Annotated in this window: 21 protein-coding genes and 1 riboswitch; of the genes, 17 read left to right on the forward strand and 4 right to left on the reverse strand. The window is 43.4% G+C overall.

From position 1 onward, the window contains the following. Window positions 1-46 precede the first annotated feature (46 nt). The 3 genes from MF4640_RS00485 to MF4640_RS00495 all read right to left on the reverse strand — a co-directional run bounded on the left by MF4640_RS00485 (window position 47) and on the right by MF4640_RS00495 (window position 3,140). Window positions 47-2,293, reverse strand: coding sequence for a TonB-dependent receptor (locus MF4640_RS00485; RefSeq protein ID WP_078388308.1), 2,247 nt, complete (start codon window positions 2,291-2,293; stop codon window positions 47-49). Between the two features lie 196 nt (window positions 2,294-2,489). Beyond that, window positions 2,490-2,687, reverse strand: a complete 198-nt coding sequence (locus MF4640_RS00490) for a DUF3565 domain-containing protein (RefSeq protein ID WP_078388309.1) — start codon at window positions 2,685-2,687, stop codon at window positions 2,490-2,492. Continuing rightward, the gene (locus tag MF4640_RS00495) at window positions 2,688-3,140 is read right to left on the reverse strand and encodes a MarR family winged helix-turn-helix transcriptional regulator (protein ID WP_078388310.1); all 453 of its coding nucleotides are present in this window, start codon (window positions 3,138-3,140) and stop codon (window positions 2,688-2,690) included. Between the two features lie 182 nt (window positions 3,141-3,322). On the opposite strand from MF4640_RS00495, the gene MF4640_RS00500 reads away from it, so the two are divergent. From MF4640_RS00500 to lpxC, 9 genes are all read left to right on the forward strand, one after another. Further along, window positions 3,323-3,805: a glutathione peroxidase gene (locus tag MF4640_RS00500; protein WP_078388311.1), complete on the forward strand. Its 483-nt coding sequence runs from the start codon at window positions 3,323-3,325 to the stop codon at window positions 3,803-3,805. Between the two features lie 215 nt (window positions 3,806-4,020). After that, window positions 4,021-4,965 (forward strand): glutathione synthase, encoded by a 945-nt coding sequence (gshB, locus tag MF4640_RS00505; RefSeq protein WP_078388312.1) that lies wholly within the window; start codon window positions 4,021-4,023, stop codon window positions 4,963-4,965. Between the two features lie 480 nt (window positions 4,966-5,445). Beyond that, window positions 5,446-6,543 carry an undecaprenyldiphospho-muramoylpentapeptide beta-N-acetylglucosaminyltransferase gene (gene murG, locus MF4640_RS00510; protein WP_078388313.1) on the forward strand — a complete coding sequence of 366 codons (1,098 nt, stop codon included), beginning with the start codon at window positions 5,446-5,448 and terminating at the stop codon, window positions 6,541-6,543. 12 nt (window positions 6,544-6,555) lie between these two features. Further along, window positions 6,556-8,004, forward strand: coding sequence for a UDP-N-acetylmuramate--L-alanine ligase (gene murC / locus MF4640_RS00515; RefSeq protein ID WP_005401502.1), 1,449 nt, complete (start codon window positions 6,556-6,558; stop codon window positions 8,002-8,004). A 56-nt stretch (window positions 8,005-8,060) separates the two neighbouring features. Beyond that, complete coding sequence (locus MF4640_RS00520) at window positions 8,061-8,990, forward strand: D-alanine--D-alanine ligase (RefSeq protein ID WP_078388314.1); 930 nt, start codon at window positions 8,061-8,063, stop codon at window positions 8,988-8,990. After that, window positions 8,991-9,845, forward strand: coding sequence for a cell division protein FtsQ/DivIB (locus MF4640_RS00525; RefSeq protein WP_058870508.1), 855 nt, complete (start codon window positions 8,991-8,993; stop codon window positions 9,843-9,845). A gap of 66 nt (window positions 9,846-9,911) precedes the next feature. Next, window positions 9,912-11,174 (forward strand): cell division protein FtsA, encoded by a 1,263-nt coding sequence (gene ftsA / locus MF4640_RS00530; protein WP_004691727.1) that lies wholly within the window; start codon window positions 9,912-9,914, stop codon window positions 11,172-11,174. Window positions 11,175-11,337: 163 nt separating this feature from the next. After that, window positions 11,338-12,534: a cell division protein FtsZ gene (gene ftsZ, locus MF4640_RS00535; protein WP_078388315.1), complete on the forward strand. Its 1,197-nt coding sequence runs from the start codon at window positions 11,338-11,340 to the stop codon at window positions 12,532-12,534. Window positions 12,535-12,657: 123 nt separating this feature from the next. Next, window positions 12,658-13,560 (forward strand): UDP-3-O-acyl-N-acetylglucosamine deacetylase, encoded by a 903-nt coding sequence (lpxC, locus tag MF4640_RS00540; protein WP_062031958.1) that lies wholly within the window; start codon window positions 12,658-12,660, stop codon window positions 13,558-13,560. Between the two features lie 97 nt (window positions 13,561-13,657). On the opposite strand, the gene MF4640_RS00545 is transcribed toward lpxC, so the two are convergent. Continuing rightward, window positions 13,658-14,098 (reverse strand): hypothetical protein, encoded by a 441-nt coding sequence (locus MF4640_RS00545; protein ID WP_058870506.1) that lies wholly within the window; start codon window positions 14,096-14,098, stop codon window positions 13,658-13,660. Window positions 14,099-14,206: 108 nt separating this feature from the next. Between MF4640_RS00545 and MF4640_RS00550 the strand changes: the two genes are divergently transcribed. The 8 genes from MF4640_RS00550 to glmM all read left to right on the forward strand — a co-directional run bounded on the left by MF4640_RS00550 (window position 14,207) and on the right by glmM (window position 25,369). Continuing rightward, window positions 14,207-14,890 carry a M23 family metallopeptidase gene (locus MF4640_RS00550; RefSeq protein WP_078388316.1) on the forward strand — a complete coding sequence of 228 codons (684 nt, stop codon included), beginning with the start codon at window positions 14,207-14,209 and terminating at the stop codon, window positions 14,888-14,890. Between the two features lie 277 nt (window positions 14,891-15,167). Then, window positions 15,168-17,870: a pyruvate dehydrogenase (acetyl-transferring), homodimeric type gene (aceE, locus tag MF4640_RS00555; protein ID WP_058951535.1), complete on the forward strand. Its 2,703-nt coding sequence runs from the start codon at window positions 15,168-15,170 to the stop codon at window positions 17,868-17,870. Window positions 17,871-17,872: 2 nt separating this feature from the next. Next, entirely contained in the window at window positions 17,873-19,846 is a 1,974-nt protein-coding gene (locus tag MF4640_RS00560) for a 2-oxo acid dehydrogenase subunit E2 (protein ID WP_078388317.1), read from the forward strand. Between the two features lie 149 nt (window positions 19,847-19,995). Beyond that, a riboswitch (yybP-ykoY riboswitch) is annotated at window positions 19,996-20,134 on the forward strand. A 76-nt stretch (window positions 20,135-20,210) separates the two neighbouring features. Further along, window positions 20,211-20,786: a TMEM165/GDT1 family protein gene (locus MF4640_RS00565; protein ID WP_078388318.1), complete on the forward strand. Its 576-nt coding sequence runs from the start codon at window positions 20,211-20,213 to the stop codon at window positions 20,784-20,786. 182 nt (window positions 20,787-20,968) lie between these two features. Beyond that, window positions 20,969-21,766 (forward strand): MBL fold metallo-hydrolase, encoded by a 798-nt coding sequence (locus MF4640_RS00570; RefSeq protein ID WP_004691719.1) that lies wholly within the window; start codon window positions 20,969-20,971, stop codon window positions 21,764-21,766. Between the two features lie 94 nt (window positions 21,767-21,860). Beyond that, complete coding sequence (locus MF4640_RS00575; protein ID WP_078388319.1) at window positions 21,861-22,226, forward strand: YkgJ family cysteine cluster protein; 366 nt, start codon at window positions 21,861-21,863, stop codon at window positions 22,224-22,226. 222 nt (window positions 22,227-22,448) lie between these two features. Next, window positions 22,449-23,915, forward strand: coding sequence for an IMP dehydrogenase (gene guaB, locus MF4640_RS00580; protein WP_004691717.1), 1,467 nt, complete (start codon window positions 22,449-22,451; stop codon window positions 23,913-23,915). A 122-nt stretch (window positions 23,916-24,037) separates the two neighbouring features. Next, complete coding sequence (gene glmM, locus MF4640_RS00585; RefSeq protein ID WP_078388320.1) at window positions 24,038-25,369, forward strand: phosphoglucosamine mutase; 1,332 nt, start codon at window positions 24,038-24,040, stop codon at window positions 25,367-25,369. Window positions 25,370-25,382 lie beyond the last annotated feature (13 nt).

Raw genomic sequence — 25,382 nt, forward strand, 5'->3', positions numbered from 1 at the left:
GAACAGTGACCTGTTCCGCTTGAGATGGCGTTTTAACTAAAGGGGTTTAGAACTGGTAGTTCAAACGCATGAGGAAGCTACGTGGTGTACCTGGCATAGAGTCCGAACGCCAATATTCTTTATTGGTCAAGTTACTGACAGCTAAGGTCAGGTTCCATGGATCAGCACTATAACCAATGGCTGCATCGACACGATTGAAACCATCCATCTTGGTCAAGTTATTGATGTTTGGATAGTAAGAGCCCACATAAGTCACACCGACTTCACCATGAAGTTTTTCGGTAGGTAAGTAGCGGACAAATAGGTTGCCTGTATTTTTAGAGGTGTTAGACAATTTATTACCTACATTTTGAGGGTTTTCTTTGTCTTTTTTAACTTCAGCATCAGTATAGCCATAACCACCGCGGACAAATACATTATCCAGTACACGACCAATGAAACTAAATTCTAAGCCTTTAGATTGGTGTTCACCACCCACAGCCCATACGTCTGGAACATCTGGGTCTGGGCGGTAGCGAATATTCTTTTTACGAATATCATAAACAGAGAACTGTGTATTTAGGCGTTCATCGAACCAATCACTTTTCACGCCAATTTCGTACTGTTCGTTATATTGTGGTTCAGCATTAAAGATACTCATATCTTGGTTTGCTGATGAAATTGGGTTTACACCCATAGAGCCACCAAAGGGAGCAAAACTTTTACTGTATGATGCGTACAGACTTTGATGTTCATTCGGCTGCCAGACCACGCCGACATTTGGGCTAAATGAATCATCATCGACAGATCGTTTACGTTTATCTGCATCAACATTTGGTAGTTTGCTGGTGGTAGAAAAATCATAGCTGTCGTAGCGCATACCGAGCATGATTTTGAATTGTTCATTTAAGCTGATTAAGTCTTGGGCAAAGAAACCTAAACTTGTACCCTGATTATAATTGTGCTGACTAATTTTAAGTGGACCTGTACCTCGACTGGCTTGGCGTTCACCTGTAATTGGGTCTACATAACCATAAATTGCAGAACCATTTTGATTGGTATTGGCTAGACGCGGTTCGCGCTGTTCATAGCTCCAGTCACTGCCGAAAACAAGGTTGTGTTTAATTGATCCCGTGTTGAATTCGCCTTTAATATCAAAAGTATTACTTGTTGTTTTATTGTCTGTTTGTTGCCAATAATAGATTTGAGAGATGTCGCCTACATGACCTTGGCATGTAGCTGCGTTACGGATTACAGTATTTGCAGTTGCGCAGTAGCCACCTAAATAAAAATGATCAAAGTTTTGTTCGGCTTGTCTGTAGCTCGCAGCCCAATGGAAAGTCCAATTTGGCGCAAATTCATAACTTACATCTGAACGAATGACTTGTAGTACATCATCAACGTAATCGCCTTTTTGTGCAAAGCCCGTTTTAATGGATGTTCCAGCAGGTAAAACACTATAAGAAGGTCCACGGTCTGGTACTCGACCTAATTTGTCATAAGTATATTGTGTGGTCCACGTAAGGGTTTCATCATCATTTTTATAAGTGAAACTTGGCGAGATCATTTCAATTTTACTGTCGATGCCTGAACGGAAACTATCCGCTTCACCGTATTCACCCGTCAAGCGCACAGCCCAGTTGTCATTTACGACTTGGTTAATATCTGCTGTTGCACCGTAGTTATCATATGAGCCTACGTAAGTACCGACTGAGCTTTTTGAGTCAAAGTTGGCATATTTACTCACCATATTGACCACACCGCCGCCTGCACTACGACCATATAACACCGAGGCAGGGCCTTTTAAAATTTCAATGCGTTCAATGTTGGCCGTGCTGCGACGCACTTGGCCACTTTCACGAATACCATCACGGTAAATATCGCCAGAATCCGCAGAGAAACCACGAAGAGTAATGCCATCACCGCGCATATCGTAGCTAGTGGAAACCCCTGGTGTGCCTTGTAGCATCACACTGAGGTCGTTAGAGCCATAGATTTTATATTTCTGTACATCGATGGTGTCGATGGTTTGAGGAATGTCTTTTTTCTTTAAACCATTACGGGTGACATTGGCCTGATCATAATCGACATAGCTTTTGATTGGATCAAGTTCACTCATTGCCTCAATTTTCAAGGTGGGCAGAACTGCTGCTGTATTCGATTTGTTTGTCGTCGCTTGAGATGAGGGATTCTCATTATTTTGTAGCGTCGCTTCATCCGCATAGGTTGCATGCGCATTTAAAATCATAAAGCTGAGAAGGCTATATTTGAATAGGTTTGAACCACAAAGCGGCTGTGGTGAAAATTTCATCATGATTTAAGGCTCGGAGAGAGTGAATTGCCAATAAAAATGAGAAGTATAATCATTTACTAAAAATGAACAAGACTTATGGTAATATTCATTTTTTCTACATAGTTTTACTGGGTTGAAAAGTACAGCTGCACAGGCTTTTTAATTTTTCTAAAAAATTGATAAATAAGCATTAAAATTTGAAGAAAATACAAAAGAATTATTTTTGTGCATTTTCCATGCATTTTTTACAGCTTAAAAGAACGCCTATTTTTTCTTGGCGTCCTTGCTCAGTTTGTACCCAAGGGCGGTTTTGCCACGGTGGAGTATGGCGGACATGTTGTGTATGGCCACAAGCAAGCTCAGCCACCCAATGATGTTCTTCATCGAGATGAAAACCGACAATCGCTTGTTGCACTTAATTATCTCGCCTGTCGTGTTGAGGCTGTTCTAAGCCGTTTAAAAAACGCTGACACAGTTGATGGATGGCTACCAAATCATCGGGATCTAGACCTAAAGAACACGCCAGCTCAAATGGAATGGCCATAATTTTATCTTTGGCTAAGAGTGCTTTTTCCAGCAGAACGACTTTTTTCATACGTTCATCTTCTTTGACAGCAACACGCTTTAAAAACTGTTTTTCTTCTAGTTTTTTAATAATTGGGGTTAAGGTGCCTGAGTCAAAAAAGGTTTTTTGTCCAATCTCGGTCAGCGTCACATTGTCCTGCTCGTATAAAGCCAACAAAACAATAAATTGCGGATAGGTCAGATCGTAAACCTGTAAGCGTGGACGGTATTGACGAACCATGGCATTGGTTGCGGAATACATGGCAAAACACACGCGGTTTTCTAAAAGTGGGATGTCCGCCATGTTGCATGTCCTTGGGGTGTTAATGTCTGTAAAGCAGTATAAATGAAATAGGGATAAAAGTGTATTGTGTATAATAATCTTGCGCACAAGTTAATTGTGTGCGATATTTATTTGAGGTTGAGATCGATTCAGAACTTGAAGCGACTTTAATTAATGACATTTTGATGAATGGAAGAGATGTAATGACTACAATTTATGATTTTCAGGCCGAACTGTTGGAAGGTGAGCAAAAGAATCTGGCCGATTATCAGGGCAAGGTTTTATTGGTGGTGAATACCGCTAGCCAATGTGGTTTAACCCCGCAATTTAAAGGTTTGGAGCAGTTATATCAGGACTATCAACAGCAAGGCCTGCTGATTTTAGGTTTTCCTTGTAACCAATTTGCGCAGCAAGACCCTGCGAGTAATGAAGAGATCGGCAGCTTTTGCCAGCGTAACTATGGAGTCTCTTTCCCAATGTTTGCCAAAGTTGATGTGAATGGTCCTACAGCACATCCGCTGTATCAGTATTTAACCACTGAAGCTAAAGGTATTTTAGGTAGCCAAAGCATCAAGTGGAATTTCACTAAGTTTCTCATTAACCAAAAAGGACAGGTGGTGAAACGCTATGCGCCGATTGTTAAACCTGAAAAAATTGCCAAGGATATTCAACGCCTTTTGACTTAATGGAGAAAGTGTGGAAAGGAGCTGTCGCGTGGTAATAGACATATACTCCCTTTGTTGAATTAAGCAGTTAGCATTTGATTTGTTACTGTAATGTTTTGTAGTTATTTGAATAAAATAGATTTTTTAATCTTTAATTATTACACAACTTGTTGCACCCAAACCTGAAAACTTCGCTATACTTTTTGCCAAGTTTAAAAAATTTGAGCGTGAGAATTATGCGTGTACTGGTAGTGATGGACCCGATTGAAACGGTGAATCTGAAAAAAGATTCCACCATGGCCATGTTATGGGCAGCAAACCGTCGCGGACATGAGCTGGGTTATGCATTACAACACGATTTATATATCGATCAAGGCAAAGCCTTTGGTCTGATTTCTCCCTTAAAAGTGTTTGAAGATTACGATCATTATTATCATTTGGGTGAACAGCAAAAAGAGTCCTTGGCCGATTACGATGTGATTTTGATGCGTAAAGATCCACCATTCGACATGAACTTTGTCTACACCACCTATATCTTGGAACAAGCGGAACGTGAAGGCGCGTGGATTATCAATAAACCACAGTCCTTACGTGACTGTAATGAAAAACTGTTTGCCACGCAGTTCCCCGAACTGCAAGTCCCTACATTAGTGACTTCACAACAAAGCCTGATCCGTGAATTTATCAAAGAACATGGTGATGTGATTGTGAAGCCTCTCGATGGGATGGGTGGCATGGGAATTTTCCGTTTATATCAAGATGGTGTGAACATTGGCTCAACTTTGGAAATGTTGACGGAAATGGGCACACGTCCGATTATGGCGCAGCGTTATATTCCTGAAATTGTGGAAGGGGATAAACGTATCTTGCTGGTCAATGGTGAACCTATTCCGTACTGTTTGGCGCGTATTCCACAAAACGGTGAAGTCCGTGGGAATTTGGCCGCAGGTGGTTTGGGTCAAGGACGTCCTTTGACTGAAAACGACAAGGCGATTGCTGCAAAAGTGGGACCCTTCTTACGTGAAAAAGGTTTGGTTTTTGTCGGACTTGATGTGATTGGCAATTATGTGACCGAGATTAATGTCACCAGTCCAACCTGTATTCGTGAGATTGATGCGCAATTTGGTACCTCGATTGCCGATGATTTATTTGATGTCTTGGAAGTAGGCAAAGCCAGCTAAAACGACAGAAAAGGAACCTGAAATGGTTCCTTTTTTACTTCATGGAGATGGTTGGTTTTGAAATAGAGCTGTGCTTTGCTGCAAAGTGTATCAATTTGGTTGAAAATAAAGCGGATTATGTTGCCAGACACTACAAATTTTCATCCTACTCAAATGTATGCACTCAGATTGTATTTCTAGGCGCTAAAATGACGCGAATTGGGCTTTAGAATGATGTTAAATAATTGATTCCAATCACCTTCCTGGTTTTAATTTTAAATCTAGCCAATTGCGCTGTCGAGCCTGATTGTGTGCTGTAGTTTGAGTAAAAATGCACATCTGATAACAAATCTAGTTTAAACTTGAAAATCAGTAGAAAAAAACAATCAAATGCCTGTTGAAAAAAAGTAAATAATCTTTCGCGGCTATGCGTTTGTGATTACAATTGATCGCTTAAAATTGAATTTTGTTTCCATATTTTTAGAATTGAAGAATTAGACTGTGACCGAAGCAACACAAACAAAGCCGAAACATGTAATGATGATGGCTGCCGGAACGGGCGGGCATGTTTTTCCAGCACTTGCTGTGGCTAAGGAATTACAGCAACAAGGCTGCCAAGTCTCGTGGCTTGCTACGCCTACAGGTATGGAAAATCGCCTGCTTAAAAATCATGATATCCCAATTTATCAAATTGATATTCAAGGTGTGCGCGGCAATGGCTTAGTCCGCAAAGTATTGGCACCCTTTAAAATTTTAAAAGCCACTTTAAGTGCAATGCGTTACATGAAGCAGCTCAAAGTCGATGCCGTCGCGGGCTTTGGGGGGTATGTCGCTGGGCCTGGTGGATTGGCTGCGCGCGCATTGGGTATTCCTGTGATTATTCATGAGCAGAATGCGATTGCGGGTTTTACCAATACGCAGTTATCACGTATTGCCAAAACAGTGTGTCAGGCTTTTCCAAACACCTTTGCGACACAAGATAAAATTGTGACCACAGGTAATCCCGTCCGCAAAGAGATTACGGAAATTTTAAATCCGTCTTGGCGTTATCAAGAACGTGAAAAAGCTGGAGCTACGCTTCGAGTTTTAATTGTGGGTGGCTCGTTGGGTGCACAAGCGTTAAATGAGCGTGTTCCTGAAGCATTGAAGCAATTGAATGTGCCGTTAAGCGTTTATCATCAGTGTGGTCAAAACCATGCAGATACGACCCAAGCGCGTTATGCCGATGCCCCTGAACAGCTTCAGGTTGAAGTTCACCCTTTTATTGAAGATATGGCCAAAGCCTATAGCGATGCCGATTTAATTATTTGCCGTGCTGGGGCGTTAACCGTGACCGAGATTGCGACTGCGGGTGTGGCTGCGGTTTTTGTTCCGCTGCCAAGTGCAGTGGATGATCACCAAACGGCCAATGCAAAGTTTTTAGCCAATATCGGTGCAGCCAAAATTTGCCCACAAGCAAGCATGACGCCCGAGAGTTTAAAAGAATTATTATTACCCTTGATGAACCGTCAGTTATTGTCTGAAATGGCAGTGAAAGCACGTCAGCAAGCACAACCCGATGCAACCCAACATGTGGTTCGTTTAATTCAAGCATTGTAAACCGAGTATTTTATGTCGCCATCTACGCCTGCTGATCAAGCAAAAAAGTTAATTAAAGTGCCAGAAATGCGCCGTATTAAGCACATCCATTTTATTGGGATTGGTGGTGCGGGTATGTGTGGTATTGCTGAAGTGCTCAAGAACCAAGGCTACAAAGTCTCAGGTTCAGATATCAAAGCATCAAAAACCACGGCTCAGCTTGAAGAAAACGGCATCAAAGTCTATATCGGGCATACCGCTGAAAATATTCAAGGGGCAAACGTGATTGTGGTGTCGACTGCAATTGATGCAGAAAACCCAGAAATTAAAGCAGCCATTGAAACGCGTACACCTGTGGTGCGCCGTGCAGAAATGCTGGGTGAGCTGATGCGCTACCGTCATGGGATTGCTGTTGCGGGAACGCATGGTAAAACCACGACCACTAGCCTTGTCACGTGTATGTTGGCAGAAGAAAATCTCGACCCAACTTATGTGATTGGCGGTTTGCTGAATCGTACTGGTGTGAATGCAGCACTGGGCGCGAGTCGTTTTATCGTGGCAGAGGCAGATGAATCAGATGCTTCATTCTTGCATTTGCAACCAATGGCCACCATCGTGACCAATATTGATGCAGACCACATGGACACCTACGGTGGTAGCTTTGATGTCCTAAAAGATACCTTTGTACAGTTCTTACAAAAACTACCGTTTTACGGCTTGGCTGTGGTGTGTGGCGATGATGCCAACATTCGTGAAATCATGCCGCGTATTGGTCGTCCATTGATCACGTATGGTTTTAACGAAGACAATGACATTCGTGCAGTGGATATTGAACAAGAAGGCATGCAGTCGCACTTTACCGTATTGCGTAAAGATCGTGAGCCTTTACGTTTAACCATCAATTTGCCGGGTTTGCATAATATTTTAAATGCGCTTGCAGCAATCGGTATTGCAACCGATGAAGGGGTATCTGATGCTGCGATTGCACGTGCGTTAGAAAGTTTCAGCGGCGTAGGCCGTCGTTTCCAAGTCCAGGGCGAATTTGACATCGACGGCGGTAATGTGAAATTGGTGGATGACTATGGTCACCATCCAAAAGAAGTCGAAGCGACCATTAAAGCTGCACGAGCAAGCCATCCAGACCGCCGTTTAGTGATGATGTTCCAGCCGCACCGTTTTAGCCGTACCCGTGACTGTTTCGATGACTTTGTGGATGTATTGTCACATGTCGATCAGCTGTTGCTGCTTGAAGTCTATCCTGCGGGTGAAAAACCGATTGTGGGGGCAGATAGTCGTTCATTGGCGCGTAGTATTCGTTTACGTGGCGATGTAGAGCCGATTTTGATCGATCCAGTCGAAGGTAATTTGCAGCATGCGTTGAAAAAAGTGTTACAAGCGGATGACTTGTTATTGACGCAAGGCGCAGGTAATGTGGGGGCTATCTCGGTTGAGCTTGCAAGCAATCATTTATATTTAAAATAATCACGTTTTGTGATTACTCAATGAATAAAACAGTCATAAAGTTTAAGGATATCAACGTGTCAAATGCTTCAAAATTCGGCAAAGTAGCGGTGTTGCTTGGTGGTAAGTCTGCTGAGCGTGAGGTTTCTCTAGATAGTGGTGCAGCTGTACTTGAAGCATTGGTTCGTTCGGGTGTAAATGCAGAAGCTTTTGATCCGCAAGAGCGTAGTGTGACCGAATTGGTCGGTTATGACCGTGCGTTTATTGTGTTACATGGTCGCGGTGGAGAAGACGGTCAAATCCAAGGGGTCTTGGAGTGGCTCAATATCCCGTATACCGGAACAGGCGTACAGGGTTCTGCTATTGGCATGGATAAAGTTAAAACCAAGCAAGTTTGGCAGGGTTCAGACTTACCGACAGCACCCTATCGCATCATTAGCCAAGAGTCAGATTTAGCTGAAGTGGTGGCGAATTTGGGTCTTCCACTGATTATCAAACCGGTACACGAAGGTTCAAGTGTCGGCATGAGTAAAGTTGAAAAAGCAGAAGATTTGGCAGAGGCAATTGCCAAAGCGACCCAACACGATGCTGTGGTGATGGCTGAAAAATGGATTACGGGACGCGAGTTCACTATTTCATTTTTAAATGGTCAACCGCTACCTGTGATTCGTCTACAACCGCCTGCGGATGTGGCTTTTTATGATTATGAAGCGAAATATCAACGTAATGATGTGGAATACGGAATTCCGTGTGGCTTAAGCACTGAAGAAGAGCAAAAGTTGCAAGCGCTTTGCCTCCGTGCATTCCAAGCGGTGGGAGCAAGTGGTTGGGGTCGTATTGATGCGATGCAAGATGAGCAAGGCAATTTCTGGTTACTAGAAGTGAATACAGTACCTGGGATGACCAGTCACTCTTTGGTGCCGAAAGCTGCAAATGCAGTGGGTTATAGCTTTGATGCGCTTTGTGTCCAAATTTTAGAGCAAACACTGACAGGTGCGGCTCACTAAATGGCGCAATTACCTGCTTCTATGCGCCGTAAACGCGCAGCGATTACTTCGATACACGATAAACCACCGACGCGTAAGGAAAAGCTTGCCAACTTCGGTGGTTGGGTGATGTTGGTCGTTGCCGTGGCGGTGCTGTTGGTTGGTATTTATGGCTTATATCAAGTCATGACAGATGCACGAGTGGCCGAACTTGATGTAGTAGGTGTACGTTCTGAGGCGGAAAAAAATCAGGTGATGGGACATGTTTCACCAGCCATTACTCATAATTATTTCACCTCAGATTTAGAAGAAATTCGTGATCGAACTTTAGAGCTGGCTTGGGTTGATCGTGTGGTGGTTTCGCGCGCATGGCCGAATGCGATTCGCGTTCGCGTCATGCCACGGCATGCAATTGCACGTTGGGGGACAGGGCGTCTCTTAAGTGACAGTGGTGACGTATTTAGCGAAGTGACACCGAAAAATAATCAGAATTTGCCTTTATTACACGGCCCAATCAGTCAGTCTAAAATGATGATGCGCCGTTATAATGAAATTAATCAATTATTCCAGCCAGTCAACCTTCGTTTAAAAGAATTATATTTAACGGAGCGTATGACTTGGTTTATGCAGTTCGATTCAGGTTTACGTGTTATCGTAGATCAGGATCAAACCATGAGTAAGCTGCAACGTTTGAGTTATTTGGCTCAAAGTGATTTGAAGCCAGTTTGGGCCAAAGTATCTGCCATTGATTTGCGTTATCGGAATGGCTTGGCCATCCAATGGAAGAATGCTGCCGCACCAAAGATAGCAAATGGTCATTTTGTTGTAACGATTGATGACACAAGCATTGCAGGCGGAGCAGCAGCAAAGCCATAATACTTGGCTTTAAAACAGAGGCATAAAGCCATAAATTAAACAAACATGTGATGGTAGTAGTAAATAATGAATGAAGCGGTTCCCTCAGTTGTTGCGATTGACATTGGGACGCACAAAGTTTCAGTTTTGATTGGTAAGGTACATGCGCCAGACAATATCCAAGTGATAGGAATGGCAACTGCTCGTAACCGAGGCATGAATAAAGGAAAAATTGTAAGTCTTGATAAAGTCATTACAGCGATAAAAAATGCCGTGCAAGAAGCAGAAGATATGGCTGAATGCCGTGTCCATTCCGCGTGGGTCTCAATCCCAAGTGCCGAGTTAAAAAGCTTTTATGCCTCTGGACGAACGCCAGTTGAAAATACTGACCATACAATTACAACAAGTGAAGTGGTTCGTGCATTAGAGTTGGCCAAAGCCAGCCACATGACCTCGGATCATTATTTGGTTAGTGCTGTTCCACTGGGCTTTGAGCTGGATGACTCCACTGAGTGGGTACAAAACCCAATACGGATGTCTGCCCACAGCATGATTGGTCATTATCAGTTGATGATGTTACCAATTAGCACCATGCAAAACCTTGATCGGGCCTTAAAAGGTGCGAACATCGGGGTGGAGAAACTGGTGGTGTCTTGTCTGGCAACGGCAGAAGCGAGTCTACTCAAAGATGAAAAAGAGTATGGCGTTTGTTTAGTCGATATTGGTGCAGGTACCACCAACATTGCGGTGTATTTGGATGGTCGTTTGGCGTTGACACATACTTTGCAGCGTGGTGGCGAACATGTCACCCGTGATATTGCAGCTGTGTTACAAACCACCACTGAAGAAGCTGAGCGAATTAAATTACTCTATGGGTGTGTCGACATTAAGTCGGTTAAACCGGACCATATGATTCAGATCCAAGGGATTGATGGTCCGCAAACGATTAGTCGTATTGAGCTGACTGAAATCGTGATTGCGCGTTATGAAGAAATCTTAGGCCAAGTTCGCCAAGAGCTAGAGCGTAATGGTGCGATTCATGGTTTGTATCATGGTGTGGTGTTAACTGGTGATGCCAGTCAAATTGAAGGGATGGTGACGTTGACTCGTCGTATGTTGGGTGTGTCTGCGCATTTGGGTAATCCACCTGTGCAAGTGACAGCAGATGAGCAAAATATTGCCGCACTGCGTCGCTCTCAGTATGCCACTGCCGCAGGTTTATTGATGTTTAGTCAGAGCGAAACACAAGAAACCATAGTGGAACCAGAAGATACAGAAAAACTGTCCCTGATTAAACGCGTTGGACGTGCTTGGTCTGGACTCAATGAAAAGCTGAAATCTGTTTTTTAAGTTGAATTTTTTTGGAATATTGTTAAGAAGTTGTACAACGCATCGCTTAAACTTGACAAGCTATGGCTTGCACAGCATGCTTAAAAGCAATTTTGTTTATTAAGATCAAGGCAGTATACGGGCTTAAGTGACTGCCAATAACGAATTAGGAAATCTATAGGTCATGGCCTCATTTGAATTTTTAGAAGATGATCAAACCGATAGCAACGGTCAAGCCCGTTTTACTGTGTTTGGTGTTGGTGGTGCAGGTGGTAACGCCGTACAACACATGCTTGAGTCAGATATTCAAGGTGTAAAATTTGTATGTGCCAATACGGACAAGCAAGCGCTAGACCGTATGAATGCACAATTCAAAATCCAGTTGGGTGAGCAAAGTACCCGTGGCTTGGGTGCAGGTGCCAATCCAAATGTCGGTCAAGCAGCGGCTGAAGAAAGTCGTGACTTGATTCGTCAACACCTTGAAGGCACTGACATGGTGTTTGTCACTGCCGGTATGGGTGGTGGTACAGGTACAGGTGCTGCGCCGGTAGTTGCTGAAATTGCTAAAGAAATGGGCATTTTAACTGTAGGCGTGGTAACGACACCGTTTAATTTTGAAGGTAAACGTCGTCTTCAGTCTGCGGAGCAGGGCATTGAAGCATTAGAAGCGCATGTTGATTCGTTAATCATCATTCCAAACCAACGCTTGTTAAAAGTTTTCCGTGACATCTCAATGAAAGATGCCTACAAAAAAGCGGATGATGTCTTGTTAAATGCGGTCCGTAGTATCTTTGATTTGGTAGTACGCCCAGGTCATATTAACCTTGACTTCGCTGACTTGAAAACTGCGATGAGCACACGTGGTTATGCCATGATGGGTGCGGGTTTAGGTCGTGGTGAAAACCGTGCACGTCAAGCGGCTGAACAAGCGATCCGTAGCCCATTGCTAGATAATGTCACCATTATGAATGCCAAAGGGATTCTGATTAATGTGACGGGTGGTGATGACGTTACGTTTGGCGAAATCGAAGAAATTACCGACGTTGTAAACCAAATTGTCGATCTAGACGAAGGCCAAGTCTTCTATGGCACCGTATTTGATCCAGATGCGCGTGATGAAATCAGTGTCACTGTCATTGCAACCGGTTTGACTCGAAATTCAGCAGATTCTGCTGAGCCAGTGAAGCGCCCAAGTGCACATGTGCAGGTAGCACAACATGGGCATGCAGCGCAAGCGGTTGTTGAAGATGATGATGTGCCTGCAATCCAGCGTCAGAACCAAGACGTGGCTGCTGCAGCAAGTTCTGCATCGACAGTGAGTGCTGCACGCTCAACTCCAATGAGTATTCAAGATTACTTGAAAAATCAACAACGTAAGTAGTGTTTGTCTATGTGGTTAAGCCGCATGTGATGAAGAAAAGGTAGTCTCTGACTACCTTTTTGTTTTTTATCAATGGCTAAATATGCTAACGTATAGCGGTTTAGTGGTGAGATGATATGAAACATGTTGAAACAAAGAACTCTACAACGTGTCGTTAAAGCAAGCGGCATTGGTTTGCATAGTGGTCAAAAAGTCTTAATTAACTTTGTGCCACATCATGCGGACGGAGGAATTGTGTTTCGTCGTATCGATCTCAATCCACCCGTCGACATTCGTGCAAATGCGATGTTGATCCAAGAAGCCTTCATGTGTTCAAACCTAGTTCAAGAAGATGCCAAAGTCGGTACCATTGAACATGTTATGAGTGCAATTGCAGGTCTGGGTATTGATAACCTGATCATTGAAGTGTCTGCCTCTGAAGTACCAATTATGGATGGCAGTGCAGGTCCGTTTATTTACTTGCTCATGCAAGGCGGCCTTAAAGAACTGGATGCCCCTAAAAAATTTATAAAAATACTCAAACCTGTTGAAGCACTCATCGACGACAAGCGCGCCATTTTCCGCCCACATGAGGGTTTTCAACTCAACTTTACCATTGACTTCGACCATCCCGCTTTTAAGAAAGAATATCAGTCTGCCACTATTGATTTTTCAACCGAAACCTTTGTTTATGAAGTCAGTGAAGCCCGTACTTTTGGTTTCATGAAAGATTTGGATTATCTCAAAGCCAATAATCTCGCTTTGGGGGCGAGTTTAGACAATGCCATTGGAGTCGATGAAACCGGTGTGGTGAATGAAGAAGGTTTACGCTTCTCAGATGAATTTGTTCGTCACAAAATATTAGATGCGGTGGGGGATCTTTACTTGCTCGGCCACCAAATTATTGCCAAATTTGATGGATATAAGTCTGGGCATGCTTTGAATAATCAATTATTGCGCAATGTCCAAAGTGATCCAAGCAGCTATGAAATTGTAACATTTAATGACGAAGATCAGTGTCCAATTCCTTATGTGAGTGTGACTTAAGTCATTGTCTTTATTGTGTGATGTTATATTGTAACAATAAAAAGTGTGATGAATTGATCATTTTAAAAACGCAATTCTGAAGCTAGTCGAGACGAGGTTACTTTTTTTTGCTTGCCAAACGGCGCATTGCTTGGCTAAGCTTAGGGTCGCTCACAAAGTCAGCAGCACCTCGAATTAAGTCTTGAGTTTCTGTGCTTAGCGATCTTGAAATAGATTGTATCTTTGCGGGTGTTTGAGAGGGGATTCTCAAACGAACTTGGAGTTTTTGTAGGTCTTTAAACTCATCAAGTTCCGACAGTTGTGCAATATATTGTTTTTGAAGGTAACCAAGTTGACTAATCATCGCTTGATTTTCGCCGGTAATCGTCAAAATACCATATTGATAACAAACAACCTGCCACTGCTCTGGTTGCGGTAGGATAGGTTGAATCAGTTTTGTAAGTTTCTGCCATGCAGTCACTTGCTTTGAGAGAAACGTTAAGTTTCCTGTTTTTATGTGTTTTCTGGTTTGTTGAAAGAGATTCACTGGTTCGGACATACATATTTCCTTCATGTTAATGTCTTAATCTTATGCGCTTCTTTCGGTAGATATCAAGGACGAGATCACGCAAGAAACATTCGTAAGAACAGTTTTAAGAGGTTTTTTATGCATATGCGACGTATTTTGTTGGCTTTTTCTTTTGCGGCATCGGCTGCTTCAGTAGCCTTCGCTGATTTGGTAGAACTCAATACAAATAATGCATCTTCGGATCGAATTGAGCAATTGACACGCACTTTATCAGAAGGTGCTTATACTGAATCTAATGATATTGATGTTCCTGCCGAAACGAAAATGACCGTTCAGCTCCGTGAAAAAACGGTTGAACTTAACAACGCTTCACTGTCGAAAAAATACGGTTCAGAATTCTCTGCAAAAAGTTTTTCAAATAATGCATATTCGTGGTTAGTGACACACCCACTTCCAAGCGCACGTGTGAGCTCAAGTTACGGCGGCCGTACTATGAATGGTCGTGCTGAGCGCCACTCAGGTCTAGATCTTGCTGCGCCAAGCGGTACACCGATTTATGCGACAGGTCCAGGGATTGTGACCAAGTCAGGTTGGGGTACGGGCTATGGTCAATACGTTGAAATTAACCATGACAATGGTTACATCACGCGCTATGCCCATGCATCACGTTTAATTGCTCGTGTTGGCGACCGTGTAGACGCGGGTGAACATATTGCCAATGTTGGTTGTACAGGTCGTTGTACTGGCCCACATTTACACTATGAAGTAGTTAAAGATGGTCAACGCAAAAACCCATCGACTTATCTAGCAATGTTGCCTTAAATCCGATTTGATCGATGATCCGAACTTACCGTTGGTCTGATGCTTGAAAAAGGAATACAGCTCTGACGAAATCTAAGTTAGCATCAAAAAGCAGCATTAAATGTATAAAAAACCGCCTAAATTGGCGGTTTTTTGTTATCTTGGGTAACGAATGGTCAATGACTATTTAGTTGCTAAATAGTATGGCTCAGCCATATTCAGCTGTAGCGATACTCTTATAGGACGAAAGTATGATACATATTAGCGTATAAGATTAGGATATCGAAATAGGTGAATTATGGCGTTTTATGGTGATACTGACGCGCAAGAAACGCAAGAATGGCAAGATGCGTTTGACTCCGTTTTACAACACATGGGGACTGAGCGTGCAGCTTTTCTACTAGAAAAACTGTATCAACAAGCAATCGCTAAACATGTCCCTATTCAGCGTTTAAACACGCCTTATTTAAATACAATTTCAGTGGCTGAAGAACCTGCAATGCCAGGCGATCAAGACATGGAGCGTCGTATCCGTGCGTTGATTCGTTGGAACGCCTTAGCGATGGTACTCCGTGCCAATAAAACGGGTGATGACTTAGGTGGTCACTTGGCAAGTTTTGCATCTTCAGCAACATTATATGATGTGGGTTTTAACCATTTCTTCCGCGCGAATAGTGATAGCTTTGGCGGTGACATGATCTATTATCAAGGTCACTGTGCGCCAGGAATCTATGCGCGTTCATTCCTTGAAGGTCGTTTGACTGAAGAGCATCTAAACAATTTCCGTCGCGAAGTGGACGGTGTTGGCTTACCTTCTTATCCGCATCCATACTTAATGCCTGATTATTGGCAGTTCCCAACGGTATCGATGGGTCTTGGCCCAATCATGTCGATTTACCAAGCACATATTCAAAAATATTTGATGAACCGTGGTTTGATTAAAGAAGAAAATCGCAAAGTTTGGGCATACCTTGGTGATGGTGAGATGGATGAGCCAGAAAGCACAGGTGCAATTTCACTTGCGGGTCGTGAAAAATTAGACAATCTCATTTGGGTTGTAAACTGTAACTTACAGCGTCTAGACGGTCCAGTACGTGGTAACGGTAAAATTATTCAAGAATTAGAATCTTTATTCCGTGGTGCGGGCTGGCGTGTCATTAAAGTGGTTTGGGGCCGTCATTGGGACCCACTACTGGCTAAAGACAGCACTGGTGCTTTAAAAGCGGTTATGGAAGAAACACTGGATGGCGAATACCAACGCTTACAAGTGAAGGGCGGTGCATATGCACGCGAAAAATTCTTTGGTAAATACCCAGAAGCGGCTGAGTTGATTAAAGATTTAAGCGATGAAGATATTGATAATCTAAATCGTGGTGGTCATGACCCGTATAAAGTTTTTGCAGCCTATGCAGAAGCATGTACAGCCAAAGGTCAACCAACTGTAATCTTAGCGAAAACTGTAAAAGGTTATGGTTTGTCTGATGAAATTGAAGCAGTAAACAAAACGCATCAAATCAAAAAGATGCAAATCGAATCTTTAAAATATGTGCGTGATCGCTTCAATTTGCCATTTAACGATGAGCAATTAGAAGAAGTGCCTTTCTATCGTCCAAGCGAAAACTCGCCTGAATTGAAATATATGAAGGCACGTCGTGAAGCACTAGGTGGTTATTTGCCTGCACGTCGCAAAGAAAGTGAACAGTTGGCTATTCCAGAACTTTCTGTCTTTGATGCAGTATTAAAAGGCTCACAAGGCAAAGAACAATCAACCACCATGGTGATGGTTCGTTTAATTGCTGCATTGTTAAAAGAAAAAGCAATTAAAGACCGTGTTGTGCCAATCGTTCCTGATGAAGCACGTACTTTCGGTCTAGAAGGTATGTTCCGTCAGTTAGGTATTTATGCAGCCAATGGTCAGCATTACACGCCTGAAGACCAAGAACAGTTGATGCATTACCGTGAAGCAAAAGATGGTCATATGCTTCAAGAAGGCATTAACGAAGCAGGTGCAATGAGCGCTTGGGCAGCATTGGCAACCAGTTATTCAACCAATAACTTACCCATGATTCCAATGTACATGTACTACTCTATGTTTGGTTTTCAGCGTATTGGCGACATTGCATGGGCTGCAGGTGATGCACAAGCACAAGGTTTCTTATTGGGTGCAACAGCAGGTCGTACCACGCTAAACGGTGAAGGTTTACAACACCAAGATGGTCACTCGCATATTTTAGCCAATACGATTCCGAACTGTGTGTCGTATGACCCATGTTTTGGTTATGAATTAGCAGTTATTGTGCATGATGGTTTACAGCGTATGTACGTGAACCAAGAGCGTATTTTCTATTACTTAACGGTAATGAACGAAAACTACGAGCATCCTGAAATGCCACAAGGTGCTGAAGAAGGCATTAAACGTGGTATGTACTTACTTCAAAAAGATGAAAAAGCCACTGTTCAGTTGATGGGTTCAGGTGTAATTCTGCGTGAAGTCATTAAAGCTGCTCAAATCTTACGTGATGAATACCAAATCCATTCAAATGTATTTAGCGTAACAAGTTTCAATGAACTTGCACGTGATGGTATGGCATGTGAAGAATATAACCGCTTGCATCCAATGAGCGAGAATGTGAAAGAAGCTTGGGTGACTGAGCAACTGCGCGGCACAGAAGGGATCGTAGTTTCTGCAACAGATCATATGCGTGCTTATAGCGAACAAATTCGTGCATATCTTCCAGACAACCGTCCATTCGTAGCATTGGGTACAGATGGTTATGGTCGTTCAGATTCACGCGCTAAATTACGTAGCTACTTTGGTGTAGATGCAGCGCACATTGTGGTTGCCACACTGAAGAAATTGGCTGATGAAGGTGAGGTGGATGCACGCTTAGTGAAAGATGCCATCTCTACATTTGAATTAGATACGGACCGTCCAGTAGCTTGGGCTCCTCAAGCAACGCCATCTGTACACGCTGTAGCTGACTACAAAGAGGAGAAATAAGTATGCAAATTACAACTCCTGATATTGGCGTAGATAAAGCCGTTGTTGCTGAAATTTTGATCAAAGTTGGCGATACCATTGCGGTTGATGACAGTGTTGTTCTATTAGAATCAGACAAAGCATCTGTTGAAGTGCCTAGCACTTCAGCAGGCGTTGTTAAAAGCATTTTAGTAAACTTAGGTGACTCTGTTGCTGAAGGTGCAGCGCTGATTGAGCTGGAAGCCGAGGGACAAACTGAAGCGCCAGCAGTACAAGCACAGGCTGACGTTGTACAAGCTGAAGAAAAGACTGCACCCGCTGCTGTTGCTGAAACGGTTGCACCCGCTGCCACTACAGCATCACAAGTGATTGATGTGCAAGTGCCAGATATTGGTGTGGAAAAAGCAACCGTTGGTGAAATTTTGGTGTCGGTTGGCGATCAAATTGACGTTGATCAAAGCATCCTTGTGGTTGAGTCAGACAAAGCGACTGTGGAAGTCCCGAGTACGATTTCAGGCACAGTGGAATCAATTAGCGTTCAAGTTGGTGACAGTGTTAAAGAAGGTGTGGTGATTCTGACTGTAAAAACAGCAGCTTCAGTTGCACCAGTGACTGCTGAGCCTACTCAAGTTGCAACACCTCAAGCCACCACTGAAGCTCAGCCTGCTGAAGCGGCGCCACAAGTTGCTGCTGCGCCTGTAGGTGCAGTTGAAATTGCAGTGCCTGACTTGGGTGTGGACAAAGCGGCTGTTGCTGAAATTTTGGTGTCAGTAGGTGATACGGTTGAAAAAGACCAAAGTATCATCGTGGTTGAATCAGACAAAGCAACGGTTGAAGTACCAAGTACAACAGCAGGTGTGATTAAAGCCATTCATGTTGCATTGGGACAAAATGTATCGGAAGGTGTGGCTTTGGTGACCATTGAAGGTGAATCTTCATCAGCACCCGCTGCTGCACCTGCGGCGGCTTCTGCTCCAGCGCCTAAAGCTGAAGTTAAAGCGCAGCCTGCGCCAGCAGCACAGTCAGTTGCGGCTCCTGTGTCAGAACAGGGTGCAGACAAGCTGACGAAAGCGCAGAATGACGCCAATGCGAAAGTCTATGCAGGCCCAGCTGTACGCAAGCTGGCGCGTGAATTAGGCGTCGTATTGTCTGAAGTAAGCGCATCTGGCCCGCATGCGCGTGTCATGAAGGAAGACCTGAAAGCATTTGTCAAAGCGCGTTTAACTGCGCCTCAGGCTGCTCCAGCCGCTCAGGCTGCTGCTCAAGTTTCTGGCTTGCCAAAGCTTCCGGATTTCACAGCGTTTGGTGGTGTAGAAGAGAAAGTGCTGACACGTCTGCAACAAGTCTCTATTCCGCAGTTGTCTTTAAACAACTATATTCCGCAAGTAACTCAGTTTGATTTGGCGGATATTACTGAGCTTGAAGCTTGGCGTAATGACCTTAAAGGTAACTTTAAGAAAGATGGTATTAGTTTGACCATTATGGCTTTCATTATTAAAGCTGTTGCGCATTTGCTGAAAGAAGAGCGTGATTTTGCCAGTCACTTGGCTGATGATGGCAAGTCTGTGCTCTTGCGGAACGAAATCCATATGGGCATTGCTGTAGCAACACCAGATGGTTTAACCGTTCCTGTACTCCGTAATCCAGACCAGAAATCGATTAAAGACATTGCGGTGGAGCTCGGTGTATTGGGTCAGAAAGCACGTGATAAGAAGCTTTCGCCGAAAGATCTACAAGGTGCAAACTTCACGATTTCAAGCTTAGGTGCAATTGGTGGTACGGCATTTACACCATTGGTGAACTGGCCACAAGTCGCGATTTTGGGGATTTCTCCAGCGACGATGCAACCAGTATGGAATGGTCAAGGTTTTGATCCGAAACTGATGTTACCGTTGTCACTGTCTTATGATCACCGTGTGATCAATGGGGCCGATGCTGCGCGCTTTACCAATAAGCTGACCAAGTTGCTGAAAGACATCCGTACTTTGCTGATCTGATGATCTGGTTTTTTGGCCTGTAGGTTTCTCTTCTCAAAAGAGAAAAATAGCGGCTGGAAGCACTGCAAAAATACTTCAATAAAGACTCTGCTTCGGCAGGGTCTTTTGTATTTAGAGATTGCCAAAAAACGTATTTTCGCCTAACATTGTGTTACTTCATTGGGGAGTAGCCGCTGTTCCTAAGAACAGGTGATGATCAACATATTTGCTCTAAAACGAGCATGGTCATCATAGCAAAGAACCAAATGAGCTTCTAAAGAGCTTTCTTTTGTTGGCAAGACCTTTGATTTACCACTCTGCAGATTTTTGGCTAGCAGGAGAGGTGAGTCATTGGTATTTGTTATGCTAGCCAGAGAAAGACATCATGTATGAATTCCTCCTCTCTACAGCCATCGTGGCTTTAGCTGAAATGGGCGATAAGACCCAACTGCTCGCATTGTTACTTGCTGCACGTTTCCGTAAACCCGTCCCAATTCTATTGGCTATTTTGCTGGCGACCATTATTAACCATGGCGTCTCTGCTGTTTTAGGCCAATGGATCACCACAGTTTTAAGTCCTGATGCGCTGATCTGGATTCTCTCGATTGGTTTCATTGCTATGGCAGGTTGGATGTTGATTCCTGATCAGTTGGATGATGAGTCAGGCAGTATTAAGAAATGGCAGAAACTAGGGGTATTTGGCGCAACATTTGTGCTGTTCTTCTTGGCCGAAATTGGTGATAAAACCCAAATTGCGACCGTGGCTTTAGCAGCACGTTTTGACAGTATATTTTGGGTGATGTTGGGTACGACTTTAGGGATGATGTTGGCCAATGCGCCAGCGGTCTTTATTGGTGATAAGTTGGCAACTAAGTTGCCAATTGCCTTAATTCATAAAATTGGTGCGGCCATTTTCTTGGTCATTGGTGTTGCGACACTTGTACAGCATTATTTCTTCTAATTTATCGTAAAAAACAGAAATCCTGACATAAAAAATCGGGATTTTTTATTTAAAAATTAGTTTCAATTTATTGATATATGAAATGATATTGGTCGCAAATGCATTGTAAGTTTGTGTAAATCCATATATGTTGTAGGTATTAAAAAGTCTTTTAAGAAAAACAGCATTTTAAGGGGATGGGCATGGCATTTGACCGCACAACGTCACAGGTTTTATATGATGATGGCACACATAAGTGTATTAGCTTTACCAGCTTGGTCAAAGGCGAGGGTGTACAGGCAAATCAGTTTTTAATTATTGACCATGAGCGTGCAGCAGTCTTAGATCCCGGTGGTGATTTAACTTATGTACCGTTGACCATGGAGTTGAATAAATATACCCGTTTGACCAATCTTGATTTTGTGATGGCCTCACACCAAGACCCTGACATTATTACCTCAATGCCGCGTTGGTTGGTCTATACCGAGGCAAAAGTGGTGGCTTCTAAACTGTGGGCACGTTTTTTACCGCATTTGAACTCTGCCTTTATGAGTGAGCGGATGAAAGGCAACTGGTTGGATCGTTTAGTGGAGCTGCCTGACCACGGTCAGGTGATTACGTTGGGGCAGTCTTCGATTATTGCTGTGCCTGCCCATTTTCTACATTCGGTAGGCAATTTTCAGTTTTATGACCCGATTGCCAAGATTCTATTTTCAGGCGATATGGGGGCATCGATGGTGGATGATGCCTCAAAACCTTTGGAAAACTTTGCTGCGCATATTCCTAAAATGAAAGGGTTTCATCAGCGCTATATGTGCAATAACAAAGTGATTCGTTTATGGGTCAATATGGTCCGCACCATGGATGTCGAAATGATTGTACCGCAGCATGGTACACCGTTTATTGGGCAAGAGCAGATTCATCAATTTTTAGACTGGATTGAGACTTTGGAGTGCGGTACAGACTTGATGGATGAGAGTGTTTTTACCTGTCCAACTTAAGTGACAAAATAGTCGTAAATTTTGCTTGTTTGGCAACCACAATTTTTTTAATATTTTCTTCCAAAAAAAGTTTTTGAAAATGAGAATATAAAGGATGTTGTCTCAAGTTCCAACGGAAGATGCCTGTTTAAGCTGCGGGGCATGTTGTGCCTTTTTTAGAGTCTCATTTTACTGGGCTGAAGGCATTTCAATGCCTGAACATTACACAGAGCCAGTGACGGCTGTGTATTCATGCATGGCTGGAACCAATCAAGCCAGCCCACGCTGTATTGCACTGCAAGGTACCATTGGTGAGCAGGTGAGTTGTGGGATGTATGAACAGCGTAGCTCTTCATGTAAAGAAGTTCAAATCGCTGATGATCAATGCAACAAAGCGCGACGTGCGCACAATATGATTCCATTTGTGCAATTGGAAGCGAGCATTGCCGTCAATGATGAAGGTTTTGATCAAGTGTGTTAATCGGTAAAAGCAGAGTCAAGGCTCTGCTTTTTTAGTTTTAGAAGGTAAATCAAATTCATCTTAAAACAAGAAATAAAAAATAAAGGTGAAAATGAAGGTGTCAAATAAAATATGGGTTTTATCACTTTATTTTCTAAGATAAAAAAATAAATTTTCAATTGAAATGAAATTTAAGTTCATATTTGTTTATAATAGCGCACGGAAATTACCAGTGAGACTGCCATGTTGACCATCGTTCAAGACGCGTTAACTTTTGATGATGTCCTATTACTCCCTGCCTATTCTACTGTTCTCCCAAAAGATGTCTCATTAAAGACACGATTCACGCGCGGCATTAATTTAAATATCCCCCTTGTTTCAGCAGCAATGGATACGGTGACTGAATCACGTATGGCGATTGCGATGGCGCAAAACGGTGGTATTGGTATTTTGCACAAGAACATGGATATTGCTGCACAAGCTGCAGAAGTCCGTCGTGTGAAAAAATTTGAAGCAGGAATGGTGAAAGATCCAATTACTGTGACACCTGAAACTACAGTGCGCGAATTGATCTCGATTACTCAAGCCAACAACATCAGCGGTGTGCCTGTTGTGAAAGATGGCAAAGTGGTCGGTATTGTCACAGGTCGCGATACACGCTTTGAAACGAACCTTGAGCAACCTGTAAGTAACATCATGACCGGTCAAGACCGCCTTGTGACTGTTCGTGAAGGTGAATCGAAAGAAAATATTCAAGCTTTACTGCAAAAGCACCGTATTGAAAAAGTTTTGGTCGTTGGAGAACACAACGAACTCAAAGGTTTAATTACAGTCACTGACTTCCGTAAAGCGGAAAGCTATCCAAGCAGCTGTAAAGATGACCTTGGTCGCTTACGCGTGGGTGCTGCAGTCGGTACAGGTGTAGAAACACCAAGCCGTGTAGAGGCTTTGGTTGAAGCGGGTGTAGATGCAATTGTCGTAGATACGGCGCATGGCCACTCTGCGGGTGTGATCGAGCGTGTACGTTGGGTGAAAGCGAATTACCCACAAGTTCAAGTGATTGGCGGTAACATTGCAACTGGTGATGCTGCATTGGCACTCCTTGATGCAGGTGCAGATGCGGTCAAAGTCGGTATCGGCCCAGGTTCAATTTGTACCACGCGTATTGTAGCGGGTATTGGCATGCCGCAGATTTCTGCGATTGATAGCGTTGCCAATGCATTGAAAGATCAAATTCCATTAATCGCAGATGGTGGTATTCGTTTCTCTGGGGATATGGCGAAAGCGATTGGCGCGGGTGCGAGTACGATTATGGTCGGTTCACTCCTTGCCGGGACTGAAGAAGCACCAGGTGAAGTGGAGTTCTTCCAAGGTCGTTACTATAAAGCGTATCGTGGTATGGGGTCATTGGGCGCGATGGCAGGCGCAACAGGTTCTGCGGATCGTTATTTCCAAGACTCTAAAGCAGGTGCTGAGAAACTTGTTCCTGAAGGGATCGAAGGTCGTGTGCCATACAAAGGGCCAATGGGTAACATCGTGCACCAAATGATGGGTGGTTTACGTTCTTCTATGGGCTATACGGGTTCATCTGTGATTGAAGATCTACGTCAAAATGCGAAGTTTGTGAAAATCACTTCGGCAGGTATGTCGGAGTCACATGTTCACGACGTGACGATTACCAAAGAAGCACCGAACTATCGCGTGGGCTAATTCAGCTATACCAATTGTTCAAAGTAAAAGCCGTCATTTTTATGACGGCTTTTTCGTTTTGGTGTAAAGTGGTGGCAGTAAAAAAGTGATGATTTAGATCACCATTAAGAAGTGAGTAAAATATGAGTTATTTTGGTACCGATGGTATTCGCGGTAAGTTTGGCGTCCTCCCTATTACCCCTGAATTTGCCCTTAAACTAGGCTTTGCCGCAGGGAAAGTTTTAAAACGCCACAGTAAAAAATCAAAACCATTGGTGGTACTTGGTAAAGACACACGTTTATCGGGTTATATTTTAGAGTCAGCATTACAAGCGGGTTTAAACGCAGCAGGGGTGTATGTACATTTACTAGGCCCATTGCCAACCCCAGCGATTGCACATTTGACCCGTGCTTTACACGCAAGTTTGGGCATTGTGATTTCAGCATCACATAATCCTTATTTTGATAATGGGATCAAGTTCTTTTCCAGTGAAGGCAAGAAACTACCAGATGCTATTCAAGAAGAAATTAACCAAGAATTAGAAAAAGACCTCATCATTGATGATATTGCCAACTTAGGTAAAAGTGTCCGTGTAAAAGATGCCAATGGTCGTTATATTGAGTTTTGTAAATCCACATTTCCCTATCATTATGACTTGAATGATTTAACGATTGTGGTGGATTGTGCCAATGGTGCTGCATATAACGTGGGTCCATCGGTCTTTCGTGAGCTCGGTGCCAAAGTCATTGCCATTCATAATGAGCCTAACGGTGTAAATATCAATGAACAATGTGGTTCGACCCATCCTGAGCATTTGCAGCAACTCGTAGTGAAACACAAAGCTGATTTGGGTATTGCCTTTGATGGGGATGCAGACCGCGTTATTTTGGTTGATAAAGATGGCAAGCTGATTGATGGCGACCATATTCTATATATCTTAGCAACACAGAGCGCTAAAAAGCCTGCTGGAATAGTGGGTACCTTGATGTCAAACATGGCTTTAGAGTTGGCATTGGATAAAGCGGGTGTAGCGTTATTACGGGCCAAAGTAGGTGATCGTTATGTCCTACAAGGCCTAGAAGAAAAAGGTTGGGTCATTGGCGGTGAGCCATCAGGGCATATCTTAACCTTGGACAAAAGTACCACGGGTGACGCCATTATTGCGGCCCTACAAGTCCTTACCGTGATGGTCGAGCAGAAGAAAGCGCTGCATGAATTGGTTGCTGACTTTAAGCTTCTACCGAATGTGTTGGTGAATGTACGTTTAGAGGCGATGTTTGACCCTTATACGGTGCCTACTTTGGTGGCTGAATTTGATAAAGCAGAGCAACAGCTCAAAGGTCGTGGTCGTTTGTTGATTCGTAAATCAGGCACTGAGCCTGTAATTCGTGTCATGGTGGAAGGGGATGATCTCGATGAAGTCAGCACTTTAGCGAATGCATTGGCTAATGCCGTACGTGCGAATGCAGCTTAATAAGGAGTGAAGA

The sequence above is a fragment of the Acinetobacter sp. MF4640 genome (genome assembly GCF_002018895.1).
GTDB lineage: Bacteria > Pseudomonadota > Gammaproteobacteria > Pseudomonadales > Moraxellaceae > Acinetobacter > Acinetobacter johnsonii.

Bases quoted from the DNA above. Each gene is read 5' to 3' on its own strand.
- MF4640_RS00495 (WP_078388310.1), bottom strand. From the start codon at position 3,140: ATGGCGGACATCCCACTTTTAGAAAACCGCGTGTGTTTTGCCATGTAT.
- MF4640_RS00500 (WP_078388311.1), top strand. From the start codon at position 3,323: ATGACTACAATTTATGATTTTCAGGCCGAACTGTTGGAAGGTGAGCAA.
- ftsA (WP_004691727.1), top strand. From the start codon at position 9,912: ATGAATGAAGCGGTTCCCTCAGTTGTTGCGATTGACATTGGGACGCAC.
- MF4640_RS00570 (WP_004691719.1), top strand. From the start codon at position 20,969: ATGGCATTTGACCGCACAACGTCACAGGTTTTATATGATGATGGCACA.
- aceE (WP_058951535.1), top strand. From the start codon at position 15,168: ATGGCGTTTTATGGTGATACTGACGCGCAAGAAACGCAAGAATGGCAA.
- MF4640_RS00565 (WP_078388318.1), top strand. From the start codon at position 20,211: ATGTATGAATTCCTCCTCTCTACAGCCATCGTGGCTTTAGCTGAAATG.
- MF4640_RS00525 (WP_058870508.1), top strand. From the start codon at position 8,991: ATGGCGCAATTACCTGCTTCTATGCGCCGTAAACGCGCAGCGATTACT.
- ftsZ (WP_078388315.1), top strand. From the start codon at position 11,338: ATGGCCTCATTTGAATTTTTAGAAGATGATCAAACCGATAGCAACGGT.
- lpxC (WP_062031958.1), top strand. From the start codon at position 12,658: ATGTTGAAACAAAGAACTCTACAACGTGTCGTTAAAGCAAGCGGCATT.
- MF4640_RS00545 (WP_058870506.1), bottom strand. From the start codon at position 14,098: ATGTCCGAACCAGTGAATCTCTTTCAACAAACCAGAAAACACATAAAA.
- guaB (WP_004691717.1), top strand. From the start codon at position 22,449: ATGTTGACCATCGTTCAAGACGCGTTAACTTTTGATGATGTCCTATTA.
- MF4640_RS00550 (WP_078388316.1), top strand. From the start codon at position 14,207: ATGCATATGCGACGTATTTTGTTGGCTTTTTCTTTTGCGGCATCGGCT.
- MF4640_RS00560 (WP_078388317.1), top strand. From the start codon at position 17,873: ATGCAAATTACAACTCCTGATATTGGCGTAGATAAAGCCGTTGTTGCT.
- murC (WP_005401502.1), top strand. From the start codon at position 6,556: ATGTCGCCATCTACGCCTGCTGATCAAGCAAAAAAGTTAATTAAAGTG.
- MF4640_RS00575 (WP_078388319.1), top strand. From the start codon at position 21,861: ATGTTGTCTCAAGTTCCAACGGAAGATGCCTGTTTAAGCTGCGGGGCA.
- glmM (WP_078388320.1), top strand. From the start codon at position 24,038: ATGAGTTATTTTGGTACCGATGGTATTCGCGGTAAGTTTGGCGTCCTC.
- MF4640_RS00485 (WP_078388308.1), bottom strand. From the start codon at position 2,293: ATGATGAAATTTTCACCACAGCCGCTTTGTGGTTCAAACCTATTCAAA.
- gshB (WP_078388312.1), top strand. From the start codon at position 4,021: ATGCGTGTACTGGTAGTGATGGACCCGATTGAAACGGTGAATCTGAAA.